This is a genomic window from Ilumatobacter nonamiensis YM16-303 (genome assembly GCF_000350145.1).
Lineage (GTDB): Bacteria > Actinomycetota > Acidimicrobiia > Acidimicrobiales > Ilumatobacteraceae > Ilumatobacter_A > Ilumatobacter_A nonamiensis.
Genome location: NZ_BAOL01000248.1, coordinates 1 through 13,067 on the forward strand (window position 1 = coordinate 1; position 13,067 = coordinate 13,067).

Consider the following 13,067-nt stretch of genomic DNA (forward strand, 5'->3'; position numbering starts at 1 on the left):
CACGGAGCGCCGGAACAGATCACGAGAACGGGGTCATGCGACGAGGTGGGCGGGAATGGGGACTTCCTCGGCGACGGTTTCGATGCGGTGAGTGGGCGGACGACCGCGTCGGCGGGCGAAGCGGGCCGGTTCGCCGTCGATCAACAGCACGCCGCCCCAGACGCCGTACGCCTCGTTGCGTTGCAATGCGCCGTCGAGACACGCCGCGCTGATCGGGCAGGTCCGGCAGATCGCCTTCGCACGGGCGACGTCGAGGTCGTCGTCGGAGAAGAAGAGGTGGGCGAGTGTGCCGGCGCCGTCGGAACAACGAGCGCGGCCTGTCAGCGGATGAAACGCTGACGCCGTGATCGTTTCGATGGGTTCGGCGCTCGTGTGAGGGCGAGGTTCGGTGAGCACGTGAACGACGGTACGGATGAAGCGCGAAAGGGTCGTTGCTCATTGGGCCGGTTCGGTTACTCAACGCTCACGCGGCGGTGTCGAATCGCCGCATCCTCACCCACTGCGGTCACTCTCCGAACTACGGTGAGTACCGATGGCGAAGCTCTGCGAACGACCGGGGTGTTCGGAGAACGCTGCGCTCGCGTACGGGATGCGCACCGAGGACCTGGTGTTCTGGCTCGACGAACTGCGCGATTCGACCGACCACGCGGGCGGCGTGCTCTGCCAGCGACACGGCGATTCGATGATCGTCCCTCGCGGCTGGACCCTCGATGATCTCCGCGATCCCGACCTCCACCTGTTCCGGCCACCCACGGTTGCCGAACTACCACGGCCGGCGACGAGCCGGCGCACGCGAGGAGTCGGGGCCGGCGACGACACGCAACAACTCGAACTCGGTGGTCTCGGTGTTGCCGAGCAGCCCGCCGTCGACACAACGGCGACGACGATCACCGCCGCCGGCGAGAGCGACGCCACGGACGACGTCGACACTCCGGAACAGTGGTCCCCTCGGTTCGATGCCGCCGATGATCTCGACGGGCTGCTGTCCGCCAGCAGTCCTCTCCTGTCACGGGCGTTCCGCGGCGCGGACCGACCGGATTGACGGGTGCGGATCGTTCGCGAGCTGCTCGCGCCCGTCAGTTCATCCGAGCTCTTCGAGTACGTCGGCGACCTCGATGCGTACCCGGCGTGGATGCCGCTGGTCCACGACGTCGAGCGACTGTCGGTGGCGGCGGACGACGACCCGGTCTGGTCGGTCGAGCTGCGCGCGAAGGTCGGCCCGTTCGCCCGTTCGAAGCGGCTCCGAATGCGCCGCACCGAGTATCAGCCCGACTCCTTGGCCGTGTTCGAGCGCAGCGAAGATGACGAACGGCACCACTCGCCGTGGGTGCTCCGCGCCGAGCTCACGCCGGTCGATTCCCCCGCGGAACAGACGACCCTGCGCATGACGCTCACCTATGGCGGGTCACTCTGGGCGGGCCCTGCCCTCGAGCGTGTTCTCGATGATCAGGTTCGTCGGGGGAGTGACGCACTCCTCGAACTGGTCGTCTGACCGCTCAGACACCCCATGCGCTGAGCCGCCCGTCGTGACGACGTTCGAGGTGCAGCGCCAGATCGAAGCACGCACTCAGCGACTCGCTCGTGAGCGTCTCGTCGATCGGGCCGCTGGAGATGATCCGACCGGCCTTCATGATCGCGGCATGCGTGATCCCGGCGGGAATCTCGTCGACGTGGTGGGTGACCATCGCGATCGGAGGTGCGGTCGGATTCGTGGCGAGTTCCGAGAGCGTGGTCACCAGCTGCTCGCGACCGCCGAGGTCCAGCCGCGCCGACGGTTCGTCGAGCAGGATCACGGCCGGATCGTTCATCAGTGTGCGGGCGAGGAGCACTCGCTGGCGCTCGCCGGACGACATGGTGGCGAATCGCCGGGCACGGAGGTGGCTCACACCGAGTTCGACGAGGCATTCGTCGGCGCGACGATCGTCGGCTTCGGTGTAGCGGTGCCACCACGGCTCGAGCGCACCGTGGAGCGCCGTGCGCACGATGTCGTGTCCGAGCAGGTCGGGCCGGAGTTGGTCGCCCAGCGCTGCGGACATGTACCCGATTCGTCGCCGAAGCTCGCGCACGTCGGTGCGGCCCAGTCGTTCCCCGAGAACGTCCACCGTTCCGCTGCTCGGGTGGTCGTACATCGCCATGACGCGCATGAGCGACGTCTTTCCGCACCCGTTCGCCCCGACGATCACCCAACGCTGGTCGCGCTCGATTCGTAACGTGACGTCGTCGAGGATGGTCACCCCGTCGCGTCGGAGCACGATGTTCTCGACGCTGAGCGTTGGAGTGGTCGACACGGCCTCGAGCGAACCAGTGTCGGATGGCATCGAGAAACTGTTCACGGATGAACGTAACGCAATTGCAATGACCGATAGAGTTCCTCCGATGCTCGAACCGGACGGACAACTGGTGCCCACGCGCGCACGACGCCGCCGTCTCGGCGCGGTCGTGCTCGTGGCACTCACCGCAGCCGGCGTGTTGCCCAGCGCTGCGTCGGCCCAGAGTGAGACCCCGGCCGAGCAGGCGGCGCGGGAGATCCAGGAGGCGCGTGACCAGGCAAACGCCGCCGCCGATGCGTTCTTCGAGGCAGAGTCGACGCTGGACGGCCTCGAGATCGACCTCGAAGACCTCCAGGAAGAAGAGTCGGAACTCCAGGAGGACGTCGATGCCCTGCAGAGCGACGTGGAAGCTCTGGCGCTGGAACGATTCGTGTCGAGTGGCACCACCGGGATCCCACTGCTCACCGGCGTGTCTGGACCTCAGGATCAGATCCAAGCGCAGGTGTTCACCGACATTCTGACCAACACCGGTGCTGACACCCTCGACGAATACGATGCTGCAGCGACCGCTCTGGGCGAGAAGCAGGACGAGGTCGCTGACCGTCAAGCTGAGGTCGAAGCCCAGCGTGAGGAGCACGAGCGACTCGAAGAGGCGGCGCTGGCCGAGGTCGAACGTCTCCAAGAGGTCGAGGCACAGCGGCTCGAAGACGAGGCGGTGCGTCGGGCCCTCGAGGCTCAGCTCGCCGAACAGCTCGCTGCCGAGGCCGCCGAGCAGGAGGCGATCGCCGCACAACAGCAGGCCGAGGCCGAAGCCGAAGCAGCGGCCGCCCAGGCTGCACCGGACCCTGCGGCAACCGCAGCCGCGACCACGGCGGGGGGTTCCGACGAGACCGATTCGACGACCGCTCCGGCCAGCGAGAACGCACAGGACAGCGCGGCCACGCCGAGTGCTCCCGAAACGGCTCCGGCACCTGCTCCAGCTCCCGAGCCGGAACCTGCGCCCGCACCGCCGTCGGGCGGCGGCCTGGCGTGTCCGATGCCGGGCTCGGCGTACAGCGACACCTGGGGCGCGCCGCGTTCGGGTGGTCGGAGTCATGAAGGCGTCGACCTGATCGCACCGCACGGCCTGCCGATCTATGCCGTCACCAGCGGTCACGCGACGTTCAAGTCGACGAGTCTGGGCGGCAACTCGGTTTCGCTCGTCGGCGACAACGGAAATCGGTACTTCTATGCCCACCTGAGTGGCTACGAGGGAAGTAGCCGGAACGTCTCCAAGGGTGAGTTGATCGGCTACAACGGCGCCACGGGCAATGCGAACGGGACGAACCATCTCCACTTCCAGGTTCATCCCGGTGGCGGCCAGGCGGTCAATCCGTATCCCACCGTTCGCGCCGCGGGCTGCTGATCTGGCAGGCTCGGCTCATGGCGGTCGCCGCACTCGATACCGAATTCGCGAACACTCTCTCGACGTCCCTGGGCGGAGCCGAGATCTCCGGTTTGACCCGGTTGTCGGGGGGCGCATCGCGTGAAACGTCGCGGTTCGTGGCCGACGGTCGACCACTCGTCGTCCAACGTCAGCGAGCGGGCGACGTGCGCGACATGATGATCGAAGCACGGGTCGTCGCTGCGGCCGGAGAGGCCGGCGTCCCGGTACCGAATCTTCTCGCCGCCGAGCAGAATGACGACGGATCCTGCTTCATGGTCGTCGAAGCGATCGACGGCGAGACCATCGCCCGGAAGATCCAGCGCGATGACGAATATGCAGAGGCCCGTGCGGTCATCCCCGCACAGTTGGGCACTGCGCTCGCCGCAGTGCATCGCATCGAACCCGTCACCGGGCTCGAGTCCGTCGACCAGATCGAGCACTACACCACGGTGATGGACGAGCTCGTCGAGAGTGGTGCCGGGGGGCCGCAGCCGATGCTGGAGTTGGTGCGCCGATGGCTGATCGATCACCGTCCGCCACCGGTCGATCCGGTCGTCGTCCACGGCGACTTCCGCCTCGGCAACCTGATCGTCGACCGCAACGGTCTGAGCGCGGTCATCGACTGGGAGCTCGCGCACCTCGGAGACCCCATGGAAGATCTCGGCTGGTTGTGCGTGAAGGCCTGGAGATTCGGGCAACCGCCGCCCGTGGGTGGACTCGGCGAGTACGAGCAACTGTTCGAGGCGTACGAGGCTGCGGCGGGCGTTCGCGTCGATCCGGACGTCGTGCGCTGGTGGGAGGTCATGGGAACGTGGAAGTGGGCGGTCATGTGCAGTCTTCAAGCGAGTGTCCATCTCACGGGTTCGGTCCGGAGCCACGAACTCGCGGCGATCGGCCGTCGTGTGTGTGAAAGCGAACACGACCTGTTCCTCGCGCTGGAGGGACGCTGGTGAGCCTGCACGGATCACCCACCTCGGCAGAACTCATCGAGTCGGTCCGTGAATGGCTCGAGCGCGACGTGATGGCCGCCACCGAGGGGCGGTTGCGCTTCCACGCCCGCGTCGCGGCGAACGTGCTCGCGACGGTCGAACGCGAACTCGCAATGGGAGCCGAGCAGGAGGAAGAGCACAAGGCGCGGCTTGCCACGCTGGGGATGGACGACGACGCTCAACTCGCTGCTGCGATCCGAAACGGCGACCTGGATGATCGGCTCGACGAAGTCCGCGACGTCGTTCGCGCCGACGTCGCCGCACGATTGGCAGTCGCCAACCCGAAGTACGTGAGCTAGCCGGTTCCGCCGGAACGCCCGGGCGCCGAGGTCAGGACGAGGTGGGCTTGGGCGTGACTTTCACGGCCTGGCCGGCGGCGAGCTGGCCGCAAGCGGCGTCGATGTCGGTCCCGCGGTTTCGTCGCACCGTCGCATTCGCTCCGAGTGCTTCCAGCCGATCGCGGAACTCGTGGACGCGCTTCAGCGGTGTGCCCTTGGTCGGGTAGCCGGGGGTGGGATTGAGCGGGATCAGATTGACATGGGCACTGGGGCGCAGCTTCCAACACAGCTCGGCGAGTTCCTCTGCGTCGGACTCGCGGTCGTTGACGCCATCGATCATCGCCCACTCGAAGCTGACCCGTCGGTTCTTGACCTCGAGGTACTCCGCGCAGGCGTCGAGCAGATCGTCGATCGGATACCGCTTGTTGATCGGAACCAGCTCGTTGCGCAGCTCGTCGTTCGCGGCATGCAACGACACCGCGAGGTTGACCGGAAGCGGCAGGTCCTTCATCGCCCGGATCCCGGGCAGGATCCCGACGGTCGAGATGGTGATGTGGCGGGCGGACAGCCCGATGTCGCCGTGGATCCGTTCGGTCGCGGCCCAGACACGATCGAGATTGGCCATCGGTTCTCCCATCCCCATGAACACGATGTTGCTCACGCGCCGGGCGCCCTCCTGGGCGACCTGTGCGGCGCGCACGACCTGCTCGACGATCTCTCCGGTCGTGAGGTGACGGGTGAACCCCGCCTGGCCGGTCGCGCAGAATCCGCACGCCATCGCGCATCCGGCCTGGCTGCTCACGCACACCGTGGCGCGATCGGGGTACAGCATCAGGACCGTCTCGACGCGGCTGCCGCCGTCGAGTTCCCACAGGAACTTGACCGTGTCGCCACTGTCGCTCACCGACTGGGTCACCAGTTCGAGGGCCAGTGGAAGCTCGGCGTCGAGTCGTGCCCGCAACTTCTTGGGGAGATTCGTGATGTCGGCGGGGTCGGCGAGTTGGTCGTACAGGCCGCTCCAGACCTGGTCGAGCCGATACCGGGGTTCGCCGTCGAGCAGCGTGCCGAACTCGTCGCGCGTCAGGTCGTATCGCGTCGGAGCAGGAGCAACAGCCACGCTCCGACGCTATCCCGGGACGGCCGTGAGGCAGATCGGTCGTTGCAAGGAGGCGACGGCGCGTCGGCGAACGGCTACGTCGCCTGTGGTGGTGCGGCGGGTGGGGCCGACTCGGCGAGCGCGATGTAGTCGTCGATGCGCGTGCCGATGACGTCGAGGCTGGCGGTCCAGAACGCCTCGTCGGTCACGTCGATCCCGAATGCGGCACCGAGTTCCTCCGCGGTGTCCATTCCGGCACGGGAGAGCAGCGTGTCGTACCCGACACGGAACTGCTCGGGGTCGGCCTGGTACTGGGCGAACAACCCGAGGCCGAACAGCAACCCGTAGGTGTAGGGCCAGTTGTAGAAGTGCGCGCTGTAGTAGTGCGGCTTGAGCAACCACATGTACGGATGCGCCGTGCTCTGGTCGAGGCCGTCGCCGTATGCGTCGGCCTGGGCCGCGGTCATCATCTCGCAGAGTTCGGCTGCCCCGAGCGTCCGACGCTGCCGCCGGGCGAAGACCTCGGTCTCGAACGTGAACCGCGATCGGATGTCGACCACGACCTGATTCGATCCCTGCAGGTCGACGTCGAGCAGCGCGAGTCGCTCCGCAGCGTGTTCCGGACCGTCGAGACGAGCGAGACCTGCTTCGACGACCAGGGTTTCACAGAAGATCGAGGCGGTCTCGGCGAGCGCCATCGGGATGCGCCGCTGCAGGGACGTTCGGCCGGCGAGCGTCGTGTTGTGGTACGCGTGCCCGAGTTCGTGGGCGGTGGTCTGCGTCGCCTCGGCCGATCCCGACCAGTTCAACAACACGAGTGAACGGTCGTCGACGAACGGCATGCAGAACGCTCCGCCGGTCTTGCCGTCCCGTGGTTCGGCGTCGATCCACTGCTCGTCGATCGCCCGGTTGACCAGTCCTCCCAATGCCGGACTGAACCCGCCGAACGCGGTGCGCACGACGTCGAGTCCCTCGTCCCAGGACACCGAACCCGCGCTCACGGGTGCGGGCGCGACGAGGTCCCACCACGGGAGTGCACCGTCGTGTCCGTGCAGTCGCGCCTTGGCGCGCATCCAACGACGGAGGTCGGGGAGTGCCGCCGAGATCGCCCGTTGCATGGCGTCGAACGTGGTCCTGCTGACGCTGTTGGCGAACAGTGACGCCTCGAGGGGCGAGTCCCAGTTGCGTCGTCGATTGACGATGTTCGCTTCGCCCTTGATCGCGTTCATCGCCGCCGCGACCGGAACCTCGATGGTCGGCCACGCGCGCAACTCGGCGTCGTAGGCGGCGCGACGGGTGCCCGGATCGGCATCGGTCGCGAGACCGCGGATGGTGTTGATGGGAAGCGTTTCACGCCCGGTGGGCAGGGCCACATCGCCCGACAGTTGTGAGGTGATCTCGCGCTGCAGACGCCCCCACGCTCCGGCGCCGGTGGTCGACAACTCTGCGAACAGGTGCTCTTCCCGTTCCGACATCTGATGGTCGGCGCGCTCGGCCAAACGGCTCAGCGGTCCGAGGTGATCGGCAGCCTCGCTGCTCACGGCGACGAGGTCTGCGAGGTCGAACGACCCGACCCAGTCGGCGAGGCGGGCGAGCAGCGGACGCAGCCGTGATTGCGCCGGCTCGAGTTCGCTCATCTCGGCCTGCGCATCGGCGTTGCGCGAATCGGTTGCCACGGACGCGTACACGAACGCTCCCAGCACGTCGAGATCGGCGGCGACCCGGTTGTACTCGGTGATCACGACGTCGGCGGTCGCACCGTCCTCGACCGTGGCATCGCGATGCTCGGTGGCACGGACGTCGTGTTGGTCGAACAGCTCGATCAGGCGATCGATGTCGGCTCCGGACCGCTCCTTGGCAGCCATGTACGACCGGGCGTCGAAGCCCTCGTGGACGTCATCGACGCTCCAGGTCGGCAACATCAGCAACCCTCCAATCCTTCGTGATCGGGACGATCCCCGACTTCGATGACGAACGCTGCGTTCGTCGAATGGACCTCGAAGCCGAGGTGACGATACATCCCGACGGCTCCCTCGTTCGCCGCATCGACGTACAGCAGCGCCGTGGTGATGCCCTGCGCAGCGAGGTGATCGAGGCCGGCCAGTGTCATCTCCGAGCCCAGACCCTTCCCGTGGAAGTCGGGATCGACGGCGATCACGTAGATCTCTCCGAGGATGCCGTCCGGTGCATCGTGATGGACCTTCGTCCAACAGAAGCCGGCGATCCGATCGTCACGTTCATGAATCCGGAACCCTTCCGGGTCGAACCATTCCTCCTGCTGTCGCTTCCGGAGGGTGTCGAGTGTCCAGCCGCCCTGCTCGGCGTGGCCGGCGAAGGCCCGGTTGTTGACGGCGATCCACGCCTCGTCGTCGTGTCCGGGAACGAACGCCCTGGTGGGGATCGTGGCGTGGCGCTCGGTCGGCAACGGTCGACGCATCTGGAACAGCGTGCGATCCTGCGTCATCCCGGCGGCGTCAGCGAGCTCTCGATCGACCGGCGTCGGTTCGTGGATCCACCAGTTGACCGCACCCCCGCCCTCGGCGCCGACGACGTCGAGGGCGGCCTCCAACAGCTCGGAGCCGATTGTCGCGGTGTGATCGCGTTGTTCCGGATGCACCACCATCTCGAACGAGCGGTTGTCGTTGCCGGCCGACAGTTGGGCGTACGCGGCGGGAAGGTCCAGCTCGGGAGAGCGGACCACGAAACCGGCGAAATCACTCGATCCGCCGCTCCGCAGGTCGAGTTCGAGATGGTCGGACAACGCGGGACGGCCGTCGGCCGCCGCTGCCGTATCGAGCAGGGCGGTCACCTCGGCGATCTCGGCGCCACGCATCGTGCGCTTGACTTCGAGCTGGGTCACGAGAGCACGGTACCGCTCATCGTTCGGGGTCAGCCCGCAGTCCGGATCGCTCGACGCAGCCCACGCTCGGCCACGCGGATCTGGCGCTCGGCCTCGTGGATCGCGCTGACGAAGTCGTCGCGGTCGGTGCCGATGTGGGCTTCGGCGAGCGCGGCCACCCGGGCTCGGTACTGCTCGACGTTGTCGGCGATGGTGGCGAGCTCGGTCGCGGTGGATTGAGTCGATCCGGCCATGTGTCCCGACGGTAGCGGCGGAACAGCAGCGGAACCGCCGAGGTCCGACGACGGTGCCATCGGTAGCATCGGGCGCCGTGATCCCGGTTCGTGACGACCTCCGTGCGCTGGACGGGTACCACTCGGCGCAGGTCGAGGTCGACGTGCGGCTGAACACCAACGAGTCGCCGTTTCCGCCGCCGGACGGCTTTCGCGATGCGCTGGCGAGCGAGTTGAGCCGCGTCGACTGGAACCGCTATCCCGATCGCTCCGCACATGCGTTGCGCGCCGACATCGCCGACCTGCACGGCGTCGATCCGACGCAGGTGTTCGTGGCGAACGGTTCGAACGAGGTCCTGCAGACCGTGTTGCTGGCGTACGCCGGTCCGGGTCGCACCGTCGCCACGTTCGAGCCGACGTATCAGATGCACGCCCAGATCGCCCGGGTCACCGGAGCGTCCGTGGTGGAGGGTGAACGTGGTGCCGACTTCACGCTCGATCCCGCCGAGGTCGAGCGGGTACTCGCCGGTGCGGCACCCGACGTGGTCTTCCTCACCTCCCCCAACAATCCGACCGGACTCGTCGAACCACGTGAACGGGTGGAGCAACTGCTCGCATCGGCGCCGGGACTGGTCGTGGTCGACGAGGCCTATGCCCAGTTCTCCGATTGGACCGCGCTCGACCTCGTCGACGACTCACGGCCGCTGGTGGTGACTCGAACGTTCTCGAAGACGTGGTCGATGGCGGGGGCGCGTCTCGGATACCTGGTCGGGCCGACGTGGCTCGTGTCGGAACTCGACAAGGTGGTGCTGCCGTATCACCTCGACGTGGTGAAGCAACTCGCCGGGCGGATCGCGCTCCGCTTCAGCACCGAGATGAACGAACGCGTCGCGACGCTGGTGTCCGAACGGGACCGCATCAGCGACGCGCTGAGCGCGCTCCCGATCGACGTGTTCGACTCCGGAGCGAACTTCATCCTGTTCCGACCGCGCGACGTGGACGGACGAACGGTCTGGCAGCAACTGGTCGACCGCAGCGTGCTGGTTCGCGACTGCTCGAGCTGGCCGCGACTCGACAACTGCCTACGCGTCACGGTGGGCACGCCCGACGAGAACACCCGCTTCCTCTCTGCTCTCACCGCCATCGTGAACGACGACACGTGAAGGACCCCGCATGACCCGCTCAGCCTCCCGAAGCCGCCAGACGAAGGAGACGTCGATCGAGATCTCGATCGACCTCGACGGCTCCGGCGCGACCGACATCTCGACCGGGATCCCGTTCTACGACCACATGCTCGATCAGCTCGGCCGTCACGGCGGGTTCGACCTGACCGTGAAGGCGGTCGGCGACCTCGAGATCGACACGCACCACACCGTCGAGGACGTGGCGATCACGCTCGGCGAAGTGTTCGCCGAAGCGCTCGGCGACAAGGCGGGAGTGCGTCGATTCGCCAGTGGCCGATACCCACTCGACGAGGCGCTGATCGATGTCGCACTCGACCTCTCCGGCCGACCGCACGTCGAGTGGCACGTCGAGATGCCCGAGTCGTTGCCGCTCGGCAACCCCGCGTTCGATCCGCAACTCGCCGAGCACATCGTGTCCTCGTTCGCCACGTCGGCCGGGATCACGCTGCACGTCGAGTTGGTCCGCGGTCGCAACACCCACCACGTCATCGAGGCGACGTTCAAGGGCCTCGCGCGTTCGCTGCGTGACGCCGTGCGCGTCGAGGATGCGGCGGGCGTGCCGTCGACCAAGGGCGTGTTGTGACCGCGGGCGACGCCCCGCTCATCGCGGTCCTCGACTACGGCATCGGCAACCTCCACTCGGCACAGAAGGCACTCGAGAAGGGTGGGGCCGATGCGCGACTCACCCGTGACGCCGGCCTGATCGCGGACGCGGCGGGCGTCGTGCTCCCCGGTGTCGGTGCATTCGGCGCGTGTATGGACGCGCTCCGCACGGCCGGATTGGAGGAGCCCGCGCAGGACGCGGCCGCGTCGGGCCGACCGTTCCTCGGAATCTGTGTGGGCATGCAGATGCTCTTCACGAAGTCCGAGGAGAGTTCCGACTCGACGGGACTCGGCCTGATCCCCGGCGTGGTGCAGTGGATTCCTGCCGGCCCGAAGATCCCGCAGATGCAGTGGAACCGTCTCGACATCCGTCTGCCGGACGACCCGATGCTGGCCGGGCTGGGTGACGACGCCTGGGTGTACTTCGTGCACTCGCTCCACGGCGTTCCCGATGATCCAGGCGTGGTCGCGGCCACGGTCGAGTACGGCACCACGATCAACGCCGCGTTCCGACTCGACAACGTCTTCGCCGCTCAGTTCCACCCCGAGAAGTCGAGTCGACCGGGACTCGCGCTGCTCGCGAACTTCGTCCGGACCTGCGCAGGAGAGAATTGATGATCGACCTGTATCCCGCCATCGACCTGCGCGGCGGACACGTCGTGCGCCTTCGGCAGGGGGACTACTCCGACGAGACGATCTACGGCGAGGATCCGGTCGCCGTGGCACAGTCGTTCGTCGACGCCGGGGCCACCTGGATCCACATCGTCGATCTCGACGCCGCGAAGTCCGGCAGCCCGGTGAACCGCCCGATCATCGAGTCGGTCGCCGAAGCTCTGCGCGATCGGGCAAGTGTGCAGACCGGCGGAGGAGTGCGCGCCGTCGATGACGCGCGTGAGCTGGCTCGCGCCGGGGTGGCACGCGTCGTGATGGGTTCCGCTGCGGTCGCGGATCCGTGGCTGGTCGCGGCGGCGTCGGAGATCGTGCCCGTCGCGGTCGGTCTCGATCATCGCGACGGCGAAGTCGCCGTGCACGGATGGACCGAGGGCAGTGGCCTCCGGCTCGACGACGCCTACGCATTGTTTCCGGCCGCGGAGGTCTTCGTCGTCACCGACATCAGCCGTGACGGGATGCTCGACGGCCCGGACGTCGACGGCCTCACCCGCTCGGCGGAGATCGCCGGTGCTCCGGTGATTGCCAGCGGCGGCGTGGCCGACCTCGACGACATCGCCCGGCTCGCGACGATCGACGGCCTCGGCGGGATCATCACCGGCAAGGCGATCTACGAGGGTCGGTTCACCGTCGCCGACGCGATCGCTCGACTGCGGGAGTCGACATCGTGAGGACCGCACGGGTGATCCCGTGTCTCGACGTCACGGCGGGCCGTGTCGTCAAAGGCACCAACTTCGTCGACCTGCGTGACGCCGGTGATCCGGTCGAGCTGGCCGCGCGCTACGACCTGGAGGGTGCCGACGAGCTCGTGTTCCTCGACATCACGGCGTCGAGCGACAACCGCCAGACCACCGTCGACATGGTCCGTTCCGTGGCCGAGCAGGTGTACATCCCGTTCACCGTCGGCGGCGGGATCCGCACGCTGGAAGACGCTCGGACCATGCTGCAGGCGGGGGCCGACAAGGTCAGCGTCAATACGGCCGCGGTCGAGCGTCCTGAATTGATCGCCGAGATCGCGGAGGTGTTCGGCAACCAGTGCGTGGTGTGCGCGATCGACGCGAAGCGACGGACCGGTGAGCCCGGCTGGGAGGTCTTCCTCCACGGCGGTCGGACCCCCACGGGGATCGACGCGGTCGAGTGGGCGCGGCGAGCCGTCGACCTCGGAGCCGGCGAGCTGCTGGTGACCTCGATGGACCGAGACGGCACCCGCGAGGGTTTCGACCTCGACCTGACCCGGACGATCACCGACGCGGTCAACGTGCCGGTGATCGCCAGCGGAGGGGTCGGCGTGCTCGACCATCTCGCCGCAGGAGTCCGGGATGGGGGAGCGGACGGGGTTCTCGCAGCGTCGATCTTTCACTTCCGTGAGCACACGATCGCCGAGGCCAAGCACGTGATGACCGCGGCCGGGATCGACGTCCGCCCGGCCTGACTCCGTCGCGGTGGTGAGCCCGGGTGCGGCCACCTGTCACCTGGGTCG

General features: G+C 67.5%; 16 protein-coding genes. 10 read left to right on the plus strand and 6 right to left on the minus strand.

Features of this window, described 5'->3' with window-relative positions; genetic code table 11:
* Positions 1–33 precede the first annotated feature (33 nt).
* Entirely contained in the window at positions 34–396 is a 363-nt protein-coding gene (locus ON45_RS18700; RefSeq protein ID WP_206537735.1) for a WhiB family transcriptional regulator, read from the minus strand.
* A 136-nt stretch (positions 397–532) separates the two neighbouring features.
* Here ON45_RS18700 and ON45_RS18705 point away from each other — a divergent pair, with 136 nt between their 5' ends.
* Both ON45_RS18705 and ON45_RS18710 read left to right on the plus strand, forming a co-directional pair.
* The gene (locus tag ON45_RS18705) at positions 533–1,042 is read left to right on the plus strand and encodes a hypothetical protein (protein WP_040495972.1); all 510 of its coding nucleotides are present in this window, start codon (positions 533–535) and stop codon (positions 1,040–1,042) included.
* A 3-nt stretch (positions 1,043–1,045) separates the two neighbouring features.
* Positions 1,046–1,492, plus strand: a complete 447-nt coding sequence (locus tag ON45_RS18710; protein ID WP_040495973.1) for an SRPBCC family protein — start codon at positions 1,046–1,048, stop codon at positions 1,490–1,492.
* Between the two features lie 4 nt (positions 1,493–1,496).
* Here ON45_RS18710 and ON45_RS18715 read toward each other — a convergent pair whose 3' ends face one another.
* Positions 1,497–2,318 carry an ABC transporter ATP-binding protein gene (locus ON45_RS18715; protein ID WP_051063368.1) on the minus strand — a complete coding sequence of 274 codons (822 nt, stop codon included), beginning with the start codon at positions 2,316–2,318 and terminating at the stop codon, positions 1,497–1,499.
* A gap of 58 nt (positions 2,319–2,376) precedes the next feature.
* Between ON45_RS18715 and ON45_RS21885 the strand changes: the two genes are divergently transcribed.
* The 3 genes from ON45_RS21885 to ON45_RS23705 all read left to right on the plus strand — a co-directional run bounded on the left by ON45_RS21885 (position 2,377) and on the right by ON45_RS23705 (position 4,984).
* Complete coding sequence (locus ON45_RS21885; RefSeq protein WP_051063360.1) at positions 2,377–3,675, plus strand: M23 family metallopeptidase; 1,299 nt, start codon at positions 2,377–2,379, stop codon at positions 3,673–3,675.
* Between the two features lie 137 nt (positions 3,676–3,812).
* Positions 3,813–4,649: a phosphotransferase family protein gene (locus ON45_RS18725; RefSeq protein WP_241432249.1), complete on the plus strand. Its 837-nt coding sequence runs from the start codon at positions 3,813–3,815 to the stop codon at positions 4,647–4,649.
* The gene (locus ON45_RS23705; RefSeq protein WP_241432250.1) at positions 4,646–4,984 is read left to right on the plus strand and encodes a DUF6285 domain-containing protein; all 339 of its coding nucleotides are present in this window, start codon (positions 4,646–4,648) and stop codon (positions 4,982–4,984) included. Before ON45_RS18725 ends, ON45_RS23705 begins: the two co-directional genes overlap by 4 nt.
* 31 nt (positions 4,985–5,015) lie before the next feature.
* On the opposite strand, the gene rlmN is transcribed toward ON45_RS23705, so the two are convergent.
* From rlmN to ON45_RS18750, 4 genes are all read right to left on the minus strand, one after another.
* Positions 5,016–6,080, minus strand: coding sequence for a dual-specificity RNA methyltransferase RlmN (rlmN, locus tag ON45_RS18735; protein ID WP_051063361.1), 1,065 nt, complete (start codon positions 6,078–6,080; stop codon positions 5,016–5,018).
* 74 nt (positions 6,081–6,154) lie between these two features.
* Positions 6,155–7,981: a M3 family oligoendopeptidase gene (locus ON45_RS18740; protein ID WP_051063362.1), complete on the minus strand. Its 1,827-nt coding sequence runs from the start codon at positions 7,979–7,981 to the stop codon at positions 6,155–6,157.
* Positions 7,981–8,919 carry a mycothiol synthase gene (mshD, locus tag ON45_RS18745; RefSeq protein ID WP_051063363.1) on the minus strand — a complete coding sequence of 313 codons (939 nt, stop codon included), beginning with the start codon at positions 8,917–8,919 and terminating at the stop codon, positions 7,981–7,983. The genes ON45_RS18740 and mshD overlap by 1 nt, the downstream gene beginning before the upstream one ends.
* A 29-nt stretch (positions 8,920–8,948) precedes the next feature.
* Positions 8,949–9,152, minus strand: a complete 204-nt coding sequence (locus ON45_RS18750; protein ID WP_040495978.1) for a hypothetical protein — start codon at positions 9,150–9,152, stop codon at positions 8,949–8,951.
* A gap of 77 nt (positions 9,153–9,229) precedes the next feature.
* On the opposite strand from ON45_RS18750, the gene hisC reads away from it, so the two are divergent.
* From hisC to hisF, 5 genes are read left to right on the plus strand one after another with little or no spacing between them, the layout of a single operon-like run.
* On the plus strand, positions 9,230–10,294 hold the full coding sequence (gene hisC / locus ON45_RS18755) for a histidinol-phosphate transaminase (protein WP_241432251.1): 1,065 nt from the start codon (positions 9,230–9,232) through the stop codon (positions 10,292–10,294).
* Positions 10,295–10,304: 10 nt separating this feature from the next.
* The gene (gene hisB / locus ON45_RS18760) at positions 10,305–10,898 is read left to right on the plus strand and encodes an imidazoleglycerol-phosphate dehydratase HisB (RefSeq protein ID WP_040495982.1); all 594 of its coding nucleotides are present in this window, start codon (positions 10,305–10,307) and stop codon (positions 10,896–10,898) included.
* On the plus strand, positions 10,895–11,533 hold the full coding sequence (gene hisH, locus ON45_RS18765; protein WP_040495984.1) for an imidazole glycerol phosphate synthase subunit HisH: 639 nt from the start codon (positions 10,895–10,897) through the stop codon (positions 11,531–11,533). The genes hisB and hisH overlap by 4 nt, the downstream gene beginning before the upstream one ends.
* Positions 11,533–12,258 (plus strand): 1-(5-phosphoribosyl)-5-[(5-phosphoribosylamino)methylideneamino]imidazole-4-carboxamide isomerase, encoded by a 726-nt coding sequence (locus ON45_RS18770; RefSeq protein ID WP_040495986.1) that lies wholly within the window; start codon positions 11,533–11,535, stop codon positions 12,256–12,258. Before hisH ends, ON45_RS18770 begins: the two co-directional genes overlap by 1 nt.
* Complete coding sequence (gene hisF, locus ON45_RS18775) at positions 12,255–13,019, plus strand: imidazole glycerol phosphate synthase subunit HisF (RefSeq protein WP_040495988.1); 765 nt, start codon at positions 12,255–12,257, stop codon at positions 13,017–13,019. The genes ON45_RS18770 and hisF overlap by 4 nt, the downstream gene beginning before the upstream one ends.
* Positions 13,020–13,067 lie beyond the last annotated feature (48 nt).